This is a genomic window from Corynebacterium variabile, assembly GCF_006539825.1.
Lineage (GTDB): Bacteria > Actinomycetota > Actinomycetes > Mycobacteriales > Mycobacteriaceae > Corynebacterium > Corynebacterium variabile.
Map to the genome: position 1 here is coordinate 174,614 of NZ_BJNT01000005.1, position 20,626 is coordinate 195,239.

A 20,626-nucleotide genomic window follows, 5' to 3' on the forward strand; every position below is an offset into this window, starting at 1 on the left:
CGCTAGCCCAGTGCGGCGGTGATCTCGTCGAGGTGCTCGATGATACGGGCACCGACGATGCCGATCGACGGCTCATCGGGGACGCTGAGGTGGTCGCCGGCGAGCTGGATGATCTCAAGGTCGTCGACGATGCCACCCCAGCCGCCGTCGGGTGCGATCTCGGCGAAGCTGGGCTCCAGCTCGATCGCGCCCTCGTGCATGCCCTCGGACTTGTAGAGCGTCACCGGGGCGGTGACATCCGCCCACCGGTGGAAGTCGAGGGTGTTGAGGATGCGGGTGTCCACGAAGCTGGCGCGCTGGTGTTCCAGCACGCCGGCGGCCAGGCCGTGCTCGGAGGCGTCCGTGTTCGACAGGAACATGGTCATCATCCCGATGAGTGCCTCCTCACCCTGGGATTCGAGCAGGTCGTGCGGGACAGGCAGCTCGATGCCGTAGGTCTTGGCGGCGAAGGCCGAGTAGCGGTCCCAGCGGGCGTGCATCTCCTCCGTCGTGTCCGGGGCGGGGTGCAGCGGCTGGACCAGGTCGAGCAGCTCCAGGTGGCCGACGGTGACGTCTGTCTTCTCCAGCCGGTGAGCGACCTCGTAGGCCAGGGCACCGCCGAAGCTCCAGCCACCGAGGACGACGGGCAGGCTGTCGGCCAGCCGGGTGATGTCGGCGACGTAGGCCTCGGCCCGCTCGTCAAGGGTGCCTTCGATACGTTCGACACCGTAGACCGGCACGTCGGCGGGCAGGCGACGGGCCAGCGGCTCGTAGACCACCGAGGAACCGCCGGCCGGGTGGAACATGAACACGGCGGGGCGTCGGGAGCCTTCGGGACGCTCACGCAGGACGCGGATATTGCCCTCGACCTCAGTCTCCAGGGACTCGCGGGCGATGTCGGACAGCGGTTCGATGGAACCGGCCTCCAGCACCTGCGCAGCGGTGATCTCCGAGCCGGAGCGCTCGTTGATCCGGTCGGCGACCTTCTGCGCGGTCGCCTCGTCGATACTGTTCAGCGGGCTGGTGACGCCGGCCGGTGCGACACCGGTCAGCGAGGCCCAGGTTCCGAAGACCATGCGCTCGGCGGCGTCACGCGGGGCGACGCCGACACCGTGGGGCCCGGCATCCTTCTTCTCCGGGGACGCCTCGGCCGGCGCGTCGGCGATCCCGGTCTCCGGCACCGCAGCCTCCGCGCTCTCGCCGGTGGCCTTCGCAGCGACCTGCGCCTCGACCATGGCGATGACGGAGTCCACGGACCCGTCGCGCAGCTCCTGGACGTTCAGCGGCGGCAGGTCGAAGTCGTACTCGACCCGGTTCTTGATGCGCATACCCATCAGCGAGTCAAGACCCAGGTCGATGAGCGGCAGCTCACCGGGCAGATCGTCGACGTCGTAACCCATGGACTCGGAGACGATCTCCTTGAGGCGGTCGGCGACCGTCTGGCCGGACGTCGGATCCCAGCGCACGGCGTCCGTGTCGACGGTCGGCAGGGCGTGGGCGGCGGCACCGGAGTTCGCGGGTCGGGCTGCGACGGCGGACGGGGCGGTGGTTTCGACCGGGGACGCGGCGGGCGTCGCAGCAGCGCCGGCGGTCGGGGCGAAGGCCTCACCGACGAGGGTGGACGCCCCGCCCGCAGCGTCGCTGGCGACCGCGTACATCTGGACGTTCAGTCCGCCGAGGGTGCGCTGGATGATCGTGGTGATCTCGTCACCGGCACCGCCGGTGAGTGCACCGTAGGTCTCGGTGGCGCTGACTTGCGCTCCGGCGACCACGGCGGACACCGCGGCCTCGGCCAGTGCGGCGACCGAGGTGACTTCGGAGACCGGTACGGAGAAGGCGGTCCGGCCGTCCGGCAGGGAGACCTTCGCACCGGGCATGCCGCGGACCGCGCCTCCGCCGGGGCGGGCCTCGGTCCAGTGGTGGTGCAGGTTCCAGTGCACACCCGGTACCTCGGCGTAGCGCGTCGATCCGGAGACTCCCGACACGTCGGACAGCTCGGCGAAGTTGATCTCCGTACCACGGACGTAGAGCTCGGAGACGGTGGCCAGCAGGGTGTCGGCGCTGGGCTCCTTGCGCTTGAGCAGGAACATCAGGGAGGACTCACCGGCGTCGTTCGCGAAGGCCGTGTTCATCATCGGCATCAGGGCGACCGGGTTCGGGGAGAACTCCACGAAGGTGCGGAAACCGGCCTGGAACTGGGCGGCGGTGGCGGCCTCGAACCACACCGGCTGACGGGTGCAGCGCACGAAGTAGTCTGCGTCGTGCGGGGCGTCCCCGGGGTGGTAGACGACGCCCTTGTCGACGGTGGAGTACAGCGGGGTGTGGATCGGGTGGGGTTCGACGGTGCAGATCTCGGCATGCAGTTCGCCGAGGATCGGGTCGAGCATGCTGGTGTGTCCGGCACCCTTGACCTGCATCTTGCGGGCGAAGCGTCCCTGCTCCTCGAAGTGGGCGACCAGGGCGTCGACCTGGGAGGCGGGGCCACCGACGGTGGTCATGCCCGGCGCGGCGTAGACCGCCGGCTCCACATCGGAGAACTCCGGGTGGTCGGCTTCGAACTGCGTGAGCTCCTCGACACCGAGGTCGATGACGGCCATCGCACCGAGCTTGTCCTCGGGTAGCAGCCGCTCACCCTCGCCCATGAGGCGGGCGCGGTGGCAGGCGATGCGCACGGCGTCTTCCATGGACAGGCCGCCGACGGCGTAGGCGGCGGCGATCTCGCCCATGGACTGGCCGACGACGGCCGCGGGCTTCGCACCCAGCGACATCATGAGGTCGGTGAGGGCGATCTGGATGGCGGTGATGCCGACCTGGGCGGACTCGAGGTCGAAGTTCTGTGCGTCTTCGTCGATGAGCGTCAGGAGGTCCCAACCGGACTCGGCGCGGATGACCTCGGCGATCTCGGCGATGCGGGCGGCGAAGCGCGGCGAGAGGGCGCAGAGTTCCTTGCCCATCTTGCGGTGCTGGGAGCCGTAGCCGGAGTAGACCCACACCGTGCCCTCCCGGTCGGGGCTGTCGGCCACGCAGATGCCTGCGCCCTTCTTCCCGTTGGCGAGACGTTCGAGACCTGCGGCGGCGGTCTCGGTGTCATGGGCGAGGACGATGCCGCGGGACCGGCCGTGGTTGCGGCGGCCCAGGGTGCGGGCGGTGGCGGCCAGGTCGGCCTTCGCGCCCTTGTCGGTCAGCCAGGCGGCGATGTCACCGGCGGCGGTGCGACGACGCGAGGGCAGCAGACCGGAGACCGGCAGCAGCTGCGGGATACCCTCGGCACTGCTGTCGAACAGCGGGAGGGAGGCGGCGCCCTTCTCCGCAACAGCCGCTGCGTCCTCCCCCGGTGCGGCGGCGCCGGAGGGGTCGACGACCACGACGTGGGCGTTGGTCCCACCGAAGCCGAAGCCGGAGACACCGGCGACCGGGTGGCCGGAGTACCCGGGCCATTCGCGCGGGTCCTCGACGACCTCCAGGTGGTCACGGTCGAAGTCGATGTAAGGGTTCGGTCCGGTGAAGTTCAGCGACTGCGGCAGCATGCCGTGGCGCATGGACTCGACGACCTTGATGATGCCGGCGACACCGGCGGCGGCCTCGGTGTGACCGAAGTTCGTCTTCGCCGAGCCGAGCAGCAGCGGGTCGGCGTTGTCGCGCCCGGCGCCGAGGACGCGGCCCAGGGCGCCGGCCTCGATCGGGTCACCGAGGATCGTGCCGGTGCCGTGGGCCTCGACGTAGTCGACGGTGGCCGGATCGATGCGGGCGTCCGTGTAGGCCTGACGCAGCACCTCGACCTGCGCCTCCGGGTTCGGGGCGGTCAGTCCGTTGGAGCGTCCGTCCTGGTTCACGGCGGAGCCGGCGATGACGCCGAGGATGTCGTCGCCGTCGCGGCGGGCGTCCGACAGACGCTTGAGGATGAGGACGCCGGCCCCGTCGGAGCGGACGATGCCGTCGGCGTCCTCGGAGAAGGCGCGGATACCGCCGGTCGGGCTGAGCACGCCCAGCTCGGAGAAGGCGACGGTGCCGAAGGGGTTGGCGAGGATGTTCACGCCACCGGCGACAGCGACGGACGCCTCCCCGGTGCGCAGCGCGGCGACGGCGTCGTGCACGGCGACGAGGGAGGAGGAGCAGGCCGTGTCGAGGGCGACCGAGGGGCCGCGGAAGTCGAAGGCGTAGGAGATGCGGTTGGCGATGACGGCGGTGGAGTTGCCGGTCAGGGCGTAGGGGTGGGCCGCGGTCGGGTCGGCGGCGATGAGCATCCCGTAGTCGTTGTTCGTCGTTCCCATGAACACGCCGGTACGGGTGCCGCGCAGGGTGTTCGCCGGGATGTGCGCGTCCTCGAGCGCCTCCCAGGTCAGCTGCAGCAGGATGCGCTGCTGGGGGTCCATGTTCGCGGCCTCGACCGGGGAGAGCCCGAAGAACTCGTTGTCGAAGGAGGCGATGTCCGGCAGGTAACCACCGGTGAGCTGGGCCTCGTTCATGCGGCGGACCATCTCCGGGTCGCCGTCGAACTCGCTCCACCGGCCTTCGGGCAGTTCGCCGACCCCGCTGCGTCCCTGCTCGAACAGCGTCCACATGTCGCGCACGGACTCCGCGCCCGGGTACCGGGCGGCCATGCCGACCACGGCGACCTGGCGGTCCTCCGGGTCCAGTGCCCCTGCCCCCGCCGCCACGGTCAACTGCCGGGCGCCGGTGGTTGCGGCACCTGCCTGGTTGATGACATAGGACGCCAGGGCGGCGATCGTGTTGTGCTCGTAGGCGACGGTGGCGTCGAGGCTGATGCCGGTGAGCCGTTCGAGGTCACCGGACAGTACGACGACGTCGCGGCTGGAGAGGCCGAACTCCTCCATGAGGCGGTCGTCGGTGATCTCCGCGGCATCCAGACCGGTGGTCGTGGCAACCCAGTCGTGCAACCAGGCACGCATCTCCGGGACGGTGGTGGGGGCACTTGCAGGCGTGGTCGACATAGAGCTGGAGCGTCGCCTTTCTTGGCGGGGTACGAGCGGTTCGGACAGGGGCGGTAGGGGGTTCGCGACGATCGGAAGCGGCCACCGTCGAGGTTATATCGACGGTGACCGCTGGATCGCTACATTCAGCCGGATATACAGCATACCGGTCAGAAACCGCGGCGTGCGGTGAACGTCAGGCGAACGCGCCGTCGGTCCAGAGCTTGGAAGCGACGCGACGGGCGATCTTGTTGGCCGAGGAGCGCGGGATGCTGCCCTGGTCCACGATGCGCACCTCGGTCGGCTGGACACCGTGGACCGAGGTGACGGCGGAGCGCACCGCGGCGACGGCGTCGGCGTCCCCGGCGGGGTCGGCCTCCGGGTCCCGCTCGGCGATGATGATGAGCTCCTCGACGTCCGAGCCGGTGTCGACGGCGAAGGCGGCGATGACGTCCCGGAGGATCTGGTCGGTGGCCTCCTGGGCGGTGGCCTCGATGTCCTGCGGGTAGTGGTTGCGGCCGGCGATGACGACGAGGTCCTTGATGCGACCGGTGACGTAGATCTCGCCGTCGATGATGACGGCGAGATCACCGGTGCGCAGCCAGTTGTCCTCCGGGACGCCGGCGGCGGCGCTGTCATCGAGGCGGCTGGCCTCCGGCAGCTCATTGCGGAAGGTCTCGACGGTCTCCTCGTCGCGGTCGAGGTAGCCGGCGGCGACGTTGTTGCCGTGGATCCACAGCTCGCCGACGGAGCCCAGCGGTAGTTCCTTACCGGTCTCCGGGTCGACGACCACGACGGCCTCGTTCGGGCCGGGGGCGCCGACGGAGACGATGGCCATGGCCTTGTCGGAGTCGCTCTCGGACTCCGGCAGCTCGACGATGCGTCCGGCGGAGAGCTCCTCGCGGTCGAAGACGCGCAGCAGGGGGCGGTTCTCGGTCTGCGGGGTGGAGACGAACACGGTCGCCTCGGCCAGGCCGTAGGAGGGACGCATGGCGGAGCGGACGAAACCGTAGGGGCCGAAGACATCCTGGAAGCGGTCGATGGACTGGAGGCTGACGGCCTCGGCACCGTTGATGACGCCCTCGACGTGGCTGAGGTCGACATCGGCGAGGTCCTCGCGCTCGGCCGGGTTGGCGTAACGGGCGGCAAGCTCCAGGGCGAAGTTCGGCACGGCGGCGTAGACGTTGACGGCGTCCTCGCCGACAGTGCCCTTCTCGGAGAGCTGGCGGATCCAGCGGCCCGGGTCCTGGATGAAGTCGCGGGGGCTCATGATGTCCTGCGGGATGCCGAGGATCAGGCAGAAGGACGCCAGGATGATGCCCATGTCGTGGTGCAGCGGCAGCCAGTTCACCAGGCGCATCGGCATCTGGAGCTGACCGGCCTGGAAGACCTGGAGCACATTGGTGACGATGTTGCGGTGGGTGAGGACCACGCCGGCGGGGGCGCGGGTGGAGCCGGAGGTGTACTGCAGGAAGGCGGGGTCGCCGGCCTTCGGGGCGAGCTCCGGGTGCTCGGCGAAGAGCGTCATCGGGTTCTCCCAGTCCTCGGCGAGCGAGTCCGGGAGTGCGTCGACGGTGAGGATCCGGGGACGCTCACCGGCGGGCAGGTCGGAGAAGTGCTTGCGCACGTCCGCCGCGGAGTTCTTGTTCGTCAGCACCACGGTCGGGGTGGAGGACGCGAGGACGGCGGTGAGGTGGGCGCCGTGGCCCGGCTCGGTGGGGTCGTACAGCGGCACGGGGACGGTGCCGGCGTAGAGGGCGCCGACGAAGCCGATGAGGTACTCGGGGCTGTTGTTGGCCAGGATGGCGACCCGGTCACCGGGGGTGGTGACCTGACGCAGCCGGACGCTGACGGCCTTGATCCTCGTGTTGACCTGGGCGCGGGTCCATTCGATGACCTCCCCCTCACGGGAGGAGGAGAAGTCGTGGTAGCGGAAGAGCACGTCATCGGCGGTGCCCTGCATGCCGGCCAGTGCGAAGAGCATCTCGTTCATGCCCGAGAGGGTCAGCTGGTCGGGGATGCTGATGTTTCCCTTGTCGTCGTAGAACTGCTGCATCGCTGCGCTGACGTCCATGTGGTCTCCTGTTGTGTCGTGTCGGGGCGGGGAGTGATCGAGTTTCTCCTAGAAACCCTAACGGTTCGCGGCGCTGAATTGTTATGGACACCGCTACAAACCGACCTAATTGTTGATGATGTCCTTCGCCCAGTTCACGATCCACTGCGGCACGGTGGCATCCGGGACGACGTTGCCGTTGGTCGAGTACTGGGCGTGGACGCCGTTGGCCGCAATGAGGTCGTTGGCGCGGGCGACGGCGTTGCCGATGTCGCGCGGGGCGCTGCAGACAAGGTCGGCCGGGTCACAGAACTGGTTGACGCGGTCCTGCAGTTCACCGAAGTCCGTCGGGCGGGGGCCGCGCATGGACGCACCGGGGACGATCGGCTGGACCAGGAGGTTCACCGAGCTCAGCGCGATCTCCGCGCCGATCCCCTTGACGTCCGGGCTGCCGACGAGAGTGCCCTTGCCGTCCTCACGGCGTCCGTCAGCGATGAGGGCGACGCCGGCGACGTTCGCGGCAGGGACCGGACCGTTGCCGTTGCCGATCTCGGTCGCGAGGTCGCCGGTGAGCACCGCCCCCTGGCTGAAGCCGGTGAGGATGAACTGCGTGCCGGGGCACCCGGCGTAGGTGGCGGACATCTCCTCGACGACGCGGTCGTAGCCCTGGTTACGGGAATCGTCGTAACTCATCTCGCCGAGGGCGTTGATGTTGCGGAACTGGGCCGCGTACGGAAGGGTCCAGACCTTCACTCCCCCGTTCGCACCGTCAGCGGTGGCGTCTCCGCCGTAGGCCTCCTGCAGCGGGTTCGTCACGCCGAGGAGCAGCGAGTTCGGGTTTGCCGTGGGATGGACCGGATCGTCGTCGGCCTTGGACTCCCAGGTACCGGGCGCGGATATGACCTCGTAGGCCGGGCAGCTGTCCGGCTGGTCGACATCGGTGCCGGGCGTGGGTGACGCGCCGGTGGTGGTCGGACCGGGCTTGTCCTCGTCGTTGCGGGTCATCCACTGACCGACGCCGACGATGAGGATCACGACCAGAATGATGACACCGAGGACGGTGAGAGTCTTCTTCATTGACACGACGCTACCCGGTAGGGCTGGCAGGTCGCTGGCAGACACCCGTGATCGGGGTGGTAGCCGTGGGGCCGGTGTGGCGGGTGAGTTTTCAGGATGACGCCAGGCCGCACCCCCACTCCGACCTTTCCCCCCATCCCTCCCCTGCCTTCACCGCCCCATGACGGCATCTTGTCCACGTCTTGGGACCGCAGGACGGTTTCCGGCCGATTTTCCGTCCTGCCGTCCCAAGATGCCGACACCCCTCCGAGGCGAGTTTGCGCCGACATATCGGTAATGCTGTGGCAGCAGAACGTCGAAACGTCGGCGCAAACCCCCATCGTCAACGAGCACAGGCCCCACAACTGAAAGCTGTGGGGCCTGTCGGTGTGATCAGTTACCGCGCAGGAGCGGGAACCGGCTCTTCGCTGACGGGAGCTGCCGGATCCTCGGGGTCTTGTTCCCCATCGACATCCGCACCCGGGTCAGTGTCAGCGTCCTCCGTCCGGGTGACCGTCACCTCGCCGTCCTTGTCCACGGTGACGGTGCCGCGCTCAAATTTCGCGACACCTGATCCGTCATCGTTGACGACTTGATCAGCGGTCGGGAACCCGAGACCCTCCGGGTGCTCGTAGCCCTCCTTCTTCCAGGCGTCGGCCACCGGACCGTTCAGGAAGTAGTAGGCAGGCCCACCGTCCTTCGAGTACATGTAGCCGTTGTCCGTCCGGATCCACGTGTCATCGGGACCGGTACCGAGATCCGTAACGTTCCTGACCGGGAAACCGAGAAGACCGGCCGGGCCGCCCAGCTCCTTGTAGCGTTCCCAGATGGGACCGTTCACGGCGTAGACCTTGTTGTCCTTGCCCTTGCGGTAGACCGTACCGGCCTCGAACTCCTGCTTCGTGCCGGCCACGTCGGTGAGGCTCTCTTCATCACTTAGCGGGAAGCCCATTCCCCGTTCGTAGTCTCGCTTTGCCCAGGCACTGAGGACATCAGATTTGACGGCCACGGCCCCGTACTCAGGGATGTAGTGAATGCGGCCTCCCTCATAACGGGCGTAATCCCCCTTCGACAGCTTTTTCTCTTCATACGTGGGGTAACCGAGCCAGGAGCTTGGACCGCCCATCTCCTTGTACTTCTTACCGGTCGCACCCCACTGGGCGTACGCGACCTGGGTCTTGGGATTGAGGTAGACCGTGGCACCCCCGAACTCCTGGACCTTATTACCGTGTTCGACCTCGTAGGCGTTCGAGATGCACTCACCGATTTCCCGGGCATCCTCGCTGTCCTGTCTCGTCTTGAAGGCGCCTTCGACGGTACAGTTCACCGAGAGGTCGCCCTCGTCCAATCCCCACTTTTCAGCAATCATCGGCCACATGTTCTTCACTTCCGGCTCCCAGTACGCCCAGGTGTGGGTGCCGTTGGGACGGAAGACGTCGGTAACCTCCACTCCGGCGAGTTTGGCGGCGTTGACGAAGCTCTGGGTAGTGACCCGGGATCCGAACTCGCGGGGATTGTTGAGGAAACCTGGTTTGTCATTGGGCTTGTCGTGGTTCCCCGCCGTTCCGTTACCTGAGGAGACGTAAACGAGCTTGCCCTTGAGATTTCGAACAAGCAGTTTCGGGTCGTGCTCGCGCCAATTACGGGAGTAGAACGGCCCCCACATCTTCGTGGCGTCGAAACCGGTGGACTGCAGGTTCGAATCGAACATGTACGGTAAGCCGGGCGAGGTGGTGTCCAGGTAACCGGAGAAGGAGCCGACGGCGTCGAACATCTCCGGGTTGCGCGCAGCCAGGTTGACCGCACTGGTCCCGCCCATCGAGACACCCATGACAGCGCGGTGCTCGTCCTGGATCCGGTAGTGAGACAGAACGGATGGGAGTTCCTCGGTCAGGAACGTCTCCCACTTGTAGTTCTGACCGTTGTCCGGCTGCTCCCAGTCCGAGTAGAAGGACCCGGACCCACCGACAGGCAGGACCAGAGTGACGTTCTTGTCTCCGAAATAGCTGACGATATCGGTCCGGTAGGACCAGCTGTTCTCCGTCTCACTGCCCCAGAGTCCACCCAGCATCAGGATGGACGGGAACGTCTTCTCCTTATCAGTGTGCCAGTCCCGGGCCAGGTGCAGCTGCACCTTCTGCACCTCGCCACCCATGGCTGGCGAGGTGACGGACACATTAACCCAGCGGTCCCCCTTCCACTCCTCCTTCTTGACCTCGACACCGTCAGGAAGCCCAGGGACATCAGGGTCCAGGGTCTGAGCGATCGTCGCCCGGTCCGGCGCGGGCCCGGGATCATCCGCCGCGAACGGGGACGCGGCAGGCGGAGCGATGTTCCCGGTCTCCGCACGCGGCGTCCCGTCATCCGCCGGGACTTCCGTGGGATCTTCCTGAGTGGCGACGACGGGAGCATCAGCGACGCCGCCGTCTGTCGGCGCCTCTTGCGCGACAGCGGCAGGAGCTGCCAACGAGACTGCTGTAGCAAGGGCGATGGGGAGTGCAAGAACCGCTCGCATGGAGCGGCGCCTGCCCGAGTGCGGGGTGGGACGCATGGGAAACTCTTCCTGAAACGACAACAGTCACGGCACTCAGGCCGACACTGTGACAGATGTGACGGAAGTAAAGGTAGCACGGTCCCAGGACCACAGTCATCTGCCAACTGTGCTGCACAGACGCTACATCGCTGCCGTTCCCACTCCGGAAGAAATAACTTGCACTCCCCCGCTATTCAACCTCCAACACCTCCGCGATCAGGGGCCAGGCGTCCTTCATGACGGGAACCCAGGCGTTCCAGTTGTGCGCTCCCGTGGGCTGCATGTCCGCGTGGACCGATACCCCGGCGTCCTCGGCATAGGAGAGGAAGCGCTCCGTACTCATCCGCGACAGCGCCTCGCCACTTTGGTCCGTCGTCGCCGTGATCGGGTCATTCGTCGGCTCGCCCGGAGTCAGCCGTCCGGATCCGGAGTAGACGAAGACGGTGGTGTCCCGGAGATTGTCGAGCAGCAGCTTCGGGTCATGGTCGGCCCAGCCCTGTGAACCGAGCGGACCCCACATGTTCGCCGCCGTGCTGCGACCCCAGACCTTCAGCATCGCGTCCACCGCCTGCGGCATGCCCGGCGAGGACATGTCGAGGTAGCCGGAGAACGAGCCCGCGAACCGGAAGGCATCCGGGTGCCGCCCGGCAAGCGTGACCGACGCGGTCGCCCCCATGGACACGCCCATGATCGCCCGACGGTCATCCGAACGGAAGTCCTTGGCCAGGACCGCCGGAAGCTCCTCGGTGAGGAAGGTCTCCCAGTTGATCGTCTCGCCGTTGTCCTGGTTCACCCAGTCGGTGTAGAACGTCGCACCACCGCCCACCGGCATGATGAGATTCACGTTCTTGTCGGCGTACCACTCGGCGGCATCGGCCTGGGTCAGCCAGCTGTTGGACTCGTCGGAGCCGTAGATCCCGCCGAGCGTCCACACCGAGGCGAAGGTCTGCTCCGGACGGGTGTACCAGTCCCGGGCCAGCTGCATCTCCACCTTCAGCGGCTCGCCGGGCATGGCGGCCGAGTTCACGTACAGGTCGACGCGGCGTCCCTGCTCGTCCTCTCCCCCGTCCAGCCACTCCACGTGGTCGATGCTGACGCCGGCGGGGAGGTCGGCGGTGGCGGCACCCGACGCAGCCGCCCCCGACGGCACGGTGGTCGACGCGCCCGCCACCGGAACCGGGACGGTCAGGGCCAGGGCAAGAAGAGCGCCACCGACGGCTCGCCTCATGCCTCGGCCCCGAGCGCGTCCTCGGCGGAACCGGCCGAACCGGCGGCAGGGGTGCCCGGGGCCGCGACGGCCGTGGCGCACAGCGAGAGGGAGCACAGAACGGAGACCGCGGCGGCAGCGCCGCGGCGTCGGAGGTTAAGGGATGTCAGGTTCACCCGGTGATCGTACCGTGACCGCGGGCACAGCTCGGGGGCGCCGAGGTTCACGCCCGGCGTCCCACCTGTCTGAACATCATCCGATCATCCGCAGTAGTTGGCCTCCGCGGCGGCCTTGATCGCCTCTGCGATGACCTCGGGATCCTCGTCGGATTCGCCGAGTGCCTGCAGCTGGCCGGCGATGGCGGGGACGGCGAAGCTGTCGCGTCCCTCCTCATTCGCCAGGCACTGCTCGTGGGCGGCGGCGATCATCTGGTCCTGCAGAACCTGGTCATCGACCTCGATATTCTTGCCCTTGAGCTCGTCGAGGAAGGCATTGTCCTCCTCGCCACGCACGGCGGACGCCTCGGGCAGCTCGGTGATCTCCGAGATGCCGCCGTCCTGGGCGTCGCCCGAGCCGGAGTCCCCGCCGCCCGAGTGCGGGTTCGGGGTGGTGGTCACGACCGCACCCGAGGTGGTCGGGTTCGCCGGCACGACCTGCGACGGTCCGGAGGACGCCGAGGTGTCGCTCTCCGCGGTGGAGGAATCGTCACCGCAGGCTGCGAGGGCCCCGGCGGTGGCCAGCGCGAGGACGCCGGCGCCCAGTGCACGGGTGGTACGGGTTGCGCGGGTGGTACGGGTTGCGCGGGTGGAACGGAAACGCATGAGCATCAGCCCTTGTAGTCTTTCTCGATGTTGCCGTTGACCATGCGGATCTCACCGTGCTGGAAGGTGACCTTCCGCACGCCGTTCTCCTCGGTCTCGTCGGAGGTCGGGAACCCGAACCTGCCCTGCTCGTAGCCCTCCTCGCCCCAGGCCTTGAAGATCTCGCTGCGGGAGATGCTGTGCGCACCCGTCGCGGCGGACCAGTAGATGTTGCCGTCGTCGAAGGTGCTGAACGCACCGCCGCGGATACCGATCTCGTCGGAGGTCGGGAAGCCCAGACCGGACTTCGACGGGCCGCCGGCCTCGATGTACTTGTTCGCGATGACGCCCTGGACGTACTGGACCTTGCCGTCCTTGTTGCGGACGATGACGCCGTTCTCGAACTTCTGCCACTGACCACCGTCGATGTCGACGGCCGCCTCGGTCGGGAAGCCCAGCGGGCCGGTCTCCCACTTGGTCCTGCCCCAGGCGTCGATGATGTCCTTCTTCACGGGGACAGCGCCGGTCTCCGGGGTCCAGTAGATCGCGCCGTTCTCGAAGTTCACGAAACGGCCGCGGCCGTTGGCGATGGTGATCTCCTCGGAGGTCGGGTAACCGAGCCAGGAGTCCGCGCCACCCATCTCGGAGTAGCGGGCGCTGATCCTGCCCCAGGTGGCATGCGCACCGGTGGAGGGCTTCCACCAGACACGGCCGTTACGGAAGTCCTGGACCTTGCCGCCGTCCTTGGCGTCGTACTCGTTGGTGATGCAGGTACCGAGCTGGGTGCGGTACTTGTCCGCGGTCTTGGCGATGTCGCCGACCGGGGCACAGGTGGCGCCGGTGTCCTCCTCGGACAGACCGAAGGTCTTGGCCATGTACGGCCAGGCCTGCGTCATCTCGTACTGCCAGTAAGGCCAGTCGTGGGTGCCGGACGGACGGAACTTCTCGATGACCTCGACGCCGGACTTCTTCGCCGCGGAGACGAAGTTCCGGGAGGTCAGGTTCGCCAACGCCTCGAGACCCCAGGCGGCCGGGTTCGCCGGGAAGCCCGGGATCTGGCCCTGCACGTCGTAGGCGCCGGCGTTGCCGTTACCGGAGGAGACGTAGACGGTGGAGTCCTTGAGCTTGTCGACCTGCTGCTTCGGGTCGTTCTCGTTCCAGCGCTGGGAACCGTAGGGGCCCCACATGTTGGTGGCGGAGAGTCCGCTCGTGTCGTTGATGGCGTAGTCGATGGCCATCGGCATACCGAAGGAGGTGGTGTCCAGGTAGCCGGAGAACGAGCCGACGAACTGGAACATGCCCGGGTTGTGGGCGGCGAGGTTCACCGCGGCGGTACCGGACATGGACAGGCCGGTGATGGCGCGCTGCTCGTTGGTCCGCCAGCCCTCGCGGAGCACCGCGGGGAGCTCGTTGATCAGGAAGGACTCCCACTTGTAGTTGACGCCGTTCTGCTCCTTGTCCCAGTCGGTGTAGAAGGAACCGGCACCGCCGACAGGCATGACGACGTTGACGTTCTTGTCGGCGTAGTACTGCGCGATATTGGTGGACAGGGTCCAGCCGGACTCGTCGTTGCGGGCGCGCATGCCGTCGAGGGCCCATACGGACGGGAAGGTCTTGTCGGGCTGGTTGTACCAGTCGCGGGCCAGCAGGATCTGGACCTTCACCGGCTCGCCGGGCATGGCTGCGGAGTTGATGTACACATTCGCCCAGCGGTCGGTGAGCCACTCGACCTTCTCCACGGAGACGCCGTCAGGCAGACCCGGAAGGTCCTGGTCCTCGACGGACTGCGGGATGCGCTCCGGGACTGAGTCGGGATCGACAATGCCGCCGAAGATCGACGGGTTGGGCTGCGGGGCGTTCTCCTGGGCTGCGGCCGGGGAGACCAGCGGCAGGGCGACAGCCACGGACAGCGGCAGGGCGAGCACGGCAGTGGTCACCCGTCGCGCGCCACGGATACCACGGGTATCACGGGCCCAGGGGGACTTCTTCGCGGCGAATGGCTTCATGTTCCGTTCTTTCCTCTTCGGGTCTCGTACATCAGGGGCCGGCGGACCACCAGCCGTGTCCCCTCCGAGCGGGTTCCCCTCCCACTCGGAGTGTTCACGGCACGGGCCCGAACTCACCGGCGGATGCCGGAGTGAACCGGGGGTGTGACAGGAGCCATTATGGACGCCTGCCCCGGCGTCTCTGTGCTGACACGCCAGAAGTCTAAAGTTTTAGTTGAAGGTTAGGGTCCACAGTAACAGACCCGGTACTGCGCACCCCCATATTTCAGTCGAGGATCAGCAGCCAGATCGCCACATGGTGCAGCGCCGCCGCGACAATTGTCGCCGCGTGGAAGACCTCGTGGAAGCCGAACCACCGGTCCGAGGGGTTCGGACTCTTCCGCCCGTAGACCACCGCGCCTGCCGTGTACACCAGGCCACCGATCAGGATGAGGATTCCGGCGACCGCCGGAAAAACGTCCACGAAACCGGGGAGCCGCAGTAGCGCGACCCAGCCGAGTACCAGGTAGACCACCACATCCACCCACCGGGGATGGCCGATCCAGAAGACGTTCAGGGCCACCGCGGCGATGGCTGCCACCCAGCACACCGGCAGCACCCACAGGCCGTCCGACCAGGACCCGAAACTGTAGACCACCACGGGTCCGTACGTGCCGGCGATGAACACGGCGATCATCGAGTGGTCGGCACGCCGCCACGCCTGCACCGTGGCCTCACTGCGCCACGGGGCGCGGTGGTACAGCGCCGAGACGGTGAACAGACCCACCAGGCAGGCGACGTAGAGCAGCGTCACCCAGGCAAGGGTTCCTGCCCCGTGGAGGCTGAAGGCGGTGACGACCAGTGCGGTCCCGGTGCCGGCGAAGTACCAGGCCGAGTTCTCGTGGAGCCGGCCGCGCAGCAGCGGACGCAGGCCACGGTCGACCGGGGGACGCCGGGACCGACGTGGTGGTCGGGCATCCGGAACTCGAGGTGGGGTCATGCTGTCATCATAACGGGAACACCCCGGGGCAGTTTCCGTGGCGGGAAACTGACCCGGGGTGTGGGGCTCAGGGGGCTACCGGTCAGAACGGCAGCTGGAGCGAGCCGAGCGCGGAACCACCGGACTGCGGCAGCGGCGACTGGATGTTGCGCAGCGAGTTCAGGATGGCGGGGCGGGCCTTGACCAGCTCCGGCTTCCACAGCGTCCAGTTGTGGACACCGATCAGCGGGTAGCTGGCGGTGACGTTCGCACCGGCGAGACGGGCGGCGGCCTCGTAGCGGACGGTCTGGCTGGCGGCCATCTGCTCGAGCACGATGCCGGCGACGCCACCGACCGGATCGTTGAAGAAGTTCTCCGTGTCCCTGCCACCGTTGGGGATACCGGCCGCGGAGGCCAGGTAGACCGGCATACCGCGCAGGTTCATGACGTTGAGCAGCGGGTCATTCTGGAAGCGGACCGGGTCAATCGGGCTGCCCCACATGTCCCAGATGTTCGCGCCCTGGGATCCCTCGTTCATCGCGTACTGCAGGGCCAGGTACATGCCCGGCCAGGTGGTGTTGAGGTAACCGGACAGCGAGGTGACCTGCTTGAACTGGTCACGGTGACGACCGGCGAGGTTCAGGGCGGCGGTGCCACCCATCGACAGGCCGACGATCGCGTTGTTGGTCGGCGAGATACCGAAGCCGCTCTGCAGCTGAGCCGGAAGCTCCTTGGTGAGGAAGGTCTCCCACTTCGGGTTCTTCGGGGTGGTGTTGCCGCGGAAGGGGCCGACCCAGTCAGCGTAGAACTGTGAGGCGCCACCGACGGGCATGACCACGTTGATGTCGTCATTGACGAAGACGTCGCCGATCTTGCCCAGCTTGGTCCAGGCGTTCCAGTCGTCGCGGGCGCGCAGGCCGTCGAGCATGTAGACCGCGGCGTCACTGTTGGAGCGCTTGATCTGGACCTGGATGTCCTGGCCCATGGCAGCTGACGTAAACCAGCAGTTCTGGATGAAGTAGTTGTCGTTGCTCCAGGAGCAGCGCGGCCCCAGATTCGCACGATCATCCGCGGAGGCCGTAGGGCTGGCGACTGCGGCGATACCCAGTGCGGTGGCCACGGCGGTGATCAGGGCGGCAACCTTGCGCCCCATCGTGCCGGTCGCAGACCTGTGCTTACCGGTGCTGGTCGTCATCATTCTCTCTTCCTGGTGTCGGCCCCGTGCCGACGCGCGTCACTCCACGCGTCAACGGAACTCTCGTCTGTCACGGAGCCTATCGCGTCATCGGCCAGGAATGTTACCAAACAGTGACAAACTCAGCCAAAAGTTTCCCCGGGGCAGGATCAGCTGATCTCGGGGATCACGTACACCGCCACAGCGATGACGACGACCCAGATCAGGGCCAGCGCCTGAAGCGTCCGGTCCTTCAGGGCGATCTCGTCGGGGGCACCGCCCTCACCACGGTCGACATCCGCGGCGTACCGCAGGATCGCGACGGTGAACGGCACCATCGAGACCTGGTACCAGACTGACGCGTGACCCGGGTGCTGCTGGCTCATGTCGAAGCCCCACAGCGCGTAGAACACGACCACGGCCGTGGCCGCCATCGTCCACACGAACCGCAGGTAGGTCGGGGTGTAACTCTCCAGCGACTTGCGGATCTTCGCGCCGGACCGCATCGCCAGCTTCAGCTCGGCGTAGCGCTTGCCGGCCGCCATGAACAGCGAACCGAAGGCCGCGATGAGCAGGAACCACTGGGACAGCTCGATGTCCGCGGCGACCCCACCGGCCATCGTGCGCAGCATGAATCCGGAGGAGACCAGGGCGATGTCGATCACCGGCTGGTGCTTCCAGCCGAAGCAGTAGCCGAGCTGCAGCGCGATGTAGATCGCGATGACGATCGCCAGCTGCGGGCCGTTGGACGCCAGGAAGCTCAGACCGATCGCCGCGATGATGAGCACCACGGCCATGACATAGGCCAGGCCCACCGGCAGCACGCCGGCGGCGATCGGGCGGAACCGCTTCGTCGGGTGCGCCCGGTCAGCGTCCACGTCACGGGCGTCATTGATGAGGTAGATCGAGGACGCACCGAGGCAGAACACCACGAAGGCGATGACGATGTCGAGGATGACGTCGCCGTGGAAGAGCATGTCCCCACCGGCGGCGGCGGGTGCCGCGACCACGAGGACGTTCTTCACCCACTGCTTGGGACGCAGCGCCTTGATCATGCCGTCGATCAGGTTCTTCGGCGGTTTCGGGGTCTTGCCCTCAACGTCCTGGGACGTTTCGGTGTGACCCTCGGTCCACACGGCCGTCGACTCGTCATCGAGACCCGCGGTGTGCGGTTCGGAACCAATGATCCCGCCGTCGGGGTTCTGGTCGTTCTGGCTCATCGGCCGTTCTCCTTACTGGTGCCGCCGACGGTAGGTCGGACGGCGAACCGGTGGACAGTCTGCTCGGTGGCGACGCCCAGCGCCACCCCCGCGCACACATCGGTCGGGTAGTGGACGCCGAGCACCAGGCGGGACGCCATCATCACCGGGATCCCGGCCAGCGGCGCCTTCGACCCGGAGATCCGGGACAGGGCGACAAGGGCCGCCGCGGTCGAGGTGGCGTGGGAGGACGGGAAGCTCAGCGAGCTCGGCGTCCCCACTCCCACGACAATCCGCGGATCGTGGGGACGCTGACGGCGCACGATACGCTTGATCACCACGGACGCCGCATGTGCGGTGAACGCGGCCACGCCCATGGCGAGCCAGGCGTCCCGGCCCTTGCGGATGTCGGTATCACCGCGGTGGGCGACGGCTCCGGCGGCGGCGATCGCCAACCAGCCCAGGGAGTGCTCGCCGAAGTGACTGAGCCCCCGGGCGGCGGCCTGGACGGTGTGGCCGGACGGGTTCTTCACCACCGCGTCCTGCAGCGCGACCAGCAGGTCCGCTTCCCGGTTACTCAACGACCGACTCCGGCTCGAAGATACGGCCCCAGGCCTCGGCGCTGGTCAGCTCGGCGTGGGCGACACGGTAACGCTGCCGCATCTCGTCGAAGCGGGCTGCGACCTCCTTCTGCAGGCGGGCGGATTCCTTCGCCAGCTCCACGGCCTTGTCCCGGTCGCGCTTGCGGTAGACCACACCACGGCCGTCGGCGGTGGTGACGGTCGCGCCGTCGATGCGGCCGAGCGAGAACCAGCGGGCCTCGATCGGAGGCAGGTTCACCTGGGGCACCTCGTGGTGGTGCGGATCGGCGGGACGCAGGTTGTTGCGGACCACCTTGGCCAGCGTGGTGATCTTCTTCAGCGGGCTCAGCGGGATTTCGGTGAGACCGGCGGGGCCGCCGTCCGCCTTCGGCAGGGCCTGGGCGGAGGGGACGACCACGGCGTCCGGGTAGTTCTTCCGCAGCGCGTTGATGCGCGGCAGCGCAGACTCCAGGATCTCGAAGAGCTGGTCCGGGCCGGCGAGGAAGTCCTTCATCGCCTCGTTCTGGATTGCCACGGTGGAGTACTCCAGGCACATGAGGTGCTTGGCGGTCGCCTTGGCCATCGAGGCGACGATACCCTTCGGGCTGCCCTCGTGCTGCAGGGCGGCGACGATGAGGCGGTTGCGCAGGTGGAAGTAGGCCTGCCAGTCGATGGCGTCGTCCTTGTCGGACCAGGCCATGTGCCAGATGGCGATGCCCGGCCAGGAGGCGGTCGGGAAGCCGTGGTCACGGGCGCGGAGACCGTACTCGCCGTCGTCCCACTTGATGAACAGCGGCAGCGGCTGGCCGATGGTGTCGGCGACGACGCGCGGGATCATGCACATCCACCAGCCGTTGTAGTCGGCGTCGATGCGGCGGTGCAGGTCCTTGGAGTCGATCTGCTCGCCGGAGGCGTTCGTGCCGTACTCGCCGCGGTCACGCAGCGGGTGGTTGTAGAAGTCGTGGTCGTAGTGGGTGTGCGGGGCGGCGGTCCACATGAAGCTGCCACGGTCGATGATCTCGCCCATGGTGTGCAGGTGGGAACGCTCCTGGAGGTTCAGCATCTGACCACCGACGAGCATCGGGTTGGCCGCGTAGCGGGCGGCGGCCAGGGAGCGCAGGACACTGTCCGGCTCGATGGCGATGTCATCGTCCATGTAGAGGATGAAGGGGCTGTCGGTGCCGCGCTCGGGGTGGCGGGCCTCGTACATGATGCGGGAGTAGCCGCCGGAGCCGCCGAGGTTGCCCTGGACCGGCATGCGCAGCCGGTCGCCGTAGAAGGCCTCGACCTCGGCGAAGCCCTCCTCATCCTTCGGGTGCTTCGTGCCCTGGTCGGGCATGATGAGCGCATCCACGACGGAGTCGACGACCGGGTCGGAGGACAGGGCCTGCAGGGCGGCGACGGCGTCCGTCGGGCGGTTGAAGGTCGGGATGCCGATGGTGACGCGCGGCTCCGGGGCGGGGATCGTGTCCCCGGCGTGGCGGGTGACCTTCTCGCCGGTGGCGGGGTCGGTGACGACGCTGTCTGCGACGAGTGTCTGCTCCGCGGCGTCCTTTGTGGCGTACCAGCCGGCCGCGTGGACGGTGGTCTCGGACTCACAGGTGAGGTCGAACCAGATCCAGCCGCCATCCTCGAAGGGGGCGAGAGAGACGGTGAACTCGGCGACACCGTGGCCGTTGTCGTCGGTCTCGACGACACCGCCGGTCACCGCGATGCGGGAACCGTCGATCTTGGAGCGGTAGATGTCGATGCGGGCGTCGCCGGTGATCTCGACGCGCAGCTGGACCTCGTCGAGCTGGCTCCAGCGACGCCAGTAGGACGCCGGGAACCCGTTGAAGTAGGACTCGAAGCTGACCTCGGTACCTGCCGGGATGCTGGCGGAGGTACGCGACAGGGCCGTCACGCGGCCGGGGGCGGCCTCGTTCTCCACGATGTAGAGGGAACGGACGTCCCGCGGCTCACCACGCTTCGGCAGGATCACCCGGGCGAGACGCCGCGGGTCGAAGGTGTCGTTCGTGATGCTGTTGTCGCTGGTTGCGCTCATGTAAGTACTACGCCGGCTTCCGATAGACAGTTGTTCGCCGACGATTATCCCCTATAGGGACGCCGTCGCGTAGTCAGGCGCGCAGAACCGTGCTGTGAATCACCT

At 67.4% G+C, this 20,626-nt stretch carries 13 protein-coding genes; all 13 read right to left on the reverse strand.

The features are described from left to right. Positions 1 to 2: 2 nt before the first annotated feature. Positions 3 to 4,931 carry a polyketide synthase Pks13 gene (pks13, locus tag CVA01_RS04080; protein WP_141328825.1) on the reverse strand — a complete coding sequence of 1,643 codons (4,929 nt, stop codon included), beginning with the start codon at positions 4,929 to 4,931 and terminating at the stop codon, positions 3 to 5. 175 nt (positions 4,932 to 5,106) lie between these two features. After that, entirely contained in the window at positions 5,107 to 6,984 is a 1,878-nt protein-coding gene (locus tag CVA01_RS04085; protein WP_073884226.1) for a FadD32-like long-chain-fatty-acid--AMP ligase, read from the reverse strand. Positions 6,985 to 7,089: 105 nt separating this feature from the next. Then, complete coding sequence (locus CVA01_RS04090) at positions 7,090 to 8,040, reverse strand: cutinase family protein (protein ID WP_141328827.1); 951 nt, start codon at positions 8,038 to 8,040, stop codon at positions 7,090 to 7,092. A 376-nt stretch (positions 8,041 to 8,416) separates the two neighbouring features. Then, on the reverse strand, positions 8,417 to 10,486 hold the full coding sequence (locus CVA01_RS04095) for an alpha/beta hydrolase-fold protein (RefSeq protein WP_244938136.1): 2,070 nt from the start codon (positions 10,484 to 10,486) through the stop codon (positions 8,417 to 8,419). Between the two features lie 256 nt (positions 10,487 to 10,742). Continuing rightward, positions 10,743 to 11,780, reverse strand: coding sequence for an alpha/beta hydrolase (locus CVA01_RS04100; protein ID WP_244938137.1), 1,038 nt, complete (start codon positions 11,778 to 11,780; stop codon positions 10,743 to 10,745). Beyond that, positions 11,777 to 11,935 carry a hypothetical protein gene (locus CVA01_RS14865; protein ID WP_170209688.1) on the reverse strand — a complete coding sequence of 53 codons (159 nt, stop codon included), beginning with the start codon at positions 11,933 to 11,935 and terminating at the stop codon, positions 11,777 to 11,779. Before CVA01_RS14865 ends, CVA01_RS04100 begins: the two co-directional genes overlap by 4 nt. An 84-nt stretch (positions 11,936 to 12,019) precedes the next feature. Beyond that, positions 12,020 to 12,580, reverse strand: coding sequence for a DUF732 domain-containing protein (locus CVA01_RS04105; protein WP_141328831.1), 561 nt, complete (start codon positions 12,578 to 12,580; stop codon positions 12,020 to 12,022). A 5-nt stretch (positions 12,581 to 12,585) separates the two neighbouring features. Next, positions 12,586 to 14,565: an alpha/beta hydrolase-fold protein gene (locus tag CVA01_RS04110; protein WP_174775599.1), complete on the reverse strand. Its 1,980-nt coding sequence runs from the start codon at positions 14,563 to 14,565 to the stop codon at positions 12,586 to 12,588. 265 nt (positions 14,566 to 14,830) lie between these two features. After that, the gene (trhA, locus tag CVA01_RS04115; RefSeq protein ID WP_174775600.1) at positions 14,831 to 15,544 is read right to left on the reverse strand and encodes a PAQR family membrane homeostasis protein TrhA; all 714 of its coding nucleotides are present in this window, start codon (positions 15,542 to 15,544) and stop codon (positions 14,831 to 14,833) included. Positions 15,545 to 15,626: 82 nt separating this feature from the next. Then, positions 15,627 to 16,721: an alpha/beta hydrolase gene (locus CVA01_RS04120; RefSeq protein ID WP_141328833.1), complete on the reverse strand. Its 1,095-nt coding sequence runs from the start codon at positions 16,719 to 16,721 to the stop codon at positions 15,627 to 15,629. Positions 16,722 to 16,867: 146 nt separating this feature from the next. After that, entirely contained in the window at positions 16,868 to 17,917 is a 1,050-nt protein-coding gene (locus tag CVA01_RS04125; protein ID WP_141328835.1) for a decaprenyl-phosphate phosphoribosyltransferase, read from the reverse strand. After that, entirely contained in the window at positions 17,914 to 18,477 is a 564-nt protein-coding gene (locus CVA01_RS04130) for a phosphatase PAP2 family protein (protein WP_141328837.1), read from the reverse strand. Before CVA01_RS04130 ends, CVA01_RS04125 begins: the two co-directional genes overlap by 4 nt. Continuing rightward, the gene (locus CVA01_RS04135) at positions 18,470 to 20,521 is read right to left on the reverse strand and encodes a glycosyltransferase (RefSeq protein ID WP_141328839.1); all 2,052 of its coding nucleotides are present in this window, start codon (positions 20,519 to 20,521) and stop codon (positions 18,470 to 18,472) included. The genes CVA01_RS04130 and CVA01_RS04135 overlap by 8 nt, the downstream gene beginning before the upstream one ends. Positions 20,522 to 20,626 lie beyond the last annotated feature (105 nt).

Bases quoted from the DNA above. Each gene is read 5' to 3' on its own strand.
- CVA01_RS04100 (WP_244938137.1), bottom strand. From the start codon at position 11,780: ATGAGGCGAGCCGTCGGTGGCGCTCTTCTTGCCCTGGCCCTGACCGTC.
- trhA (WP_174775600.1), bottom strand. From the start codon at position 15,544: ATGACCCCACCTCGAGTTCCGGATGCCCGACCACCACGTCGGTCCCGG.
- CVA01_RS04090 (WP_141328827.1), bottom strand. From the start codon at position 8,040: ATGAAGAAGACTCTCACCGTCCTCGGTGTCATCATTCTGGTCGTGATC.
- CVA01_RS04085 (WP_073884226.1), bottom strand. From the start codon at position 6,984: ATGGACGTCAGCGCAGCGATGCAGCAGTTCTACGACGACAAGGGAAAC.
- CVA01_RS04125 (WP_141328835.1), bottom strand. From the start codon at position 17,917: ATGAGCCAGAACGACCAGAACCCCGACGGCGGGATCATTGGTTCCGAA.
- CVA01_RS04105 (WP_141328831.1), bottom strand. From the start codon at position 12,580: ATGCGTTTCCGTTCCACCCGCGCAACCCGTACCACCCGCGCAACCCGT.
- CVA01_RS04110 (WP_174775599.1), bottom strand. From the start codon at position 14,565: ATGAAGCCATTCGCCGCGAAGAAGTCCCCCTGGGCCCGTGATACCCGT.
- CVA01_RS04135 (WP_141328839.1), bottom strand. From the start codon at position 20,521: ATGAGCGCAACCAGCGACAACAGCATCACGAACGACACCTTCGACCCG.
- CVA01_RS04120 (WP_141328833.1), bottom strand. From the start codon at position 16,721: ATGATGACGACCAGCACCGGTAAGCACAGGTCTGCGACCGGCACGATG.
- pks13 (WP_141328825.1), bottom strand. From the start codon at position 4,931: ATGTCGACCACGCCTGCAAGTGCCCCCACCACCGTCCCGGAGATGCGT.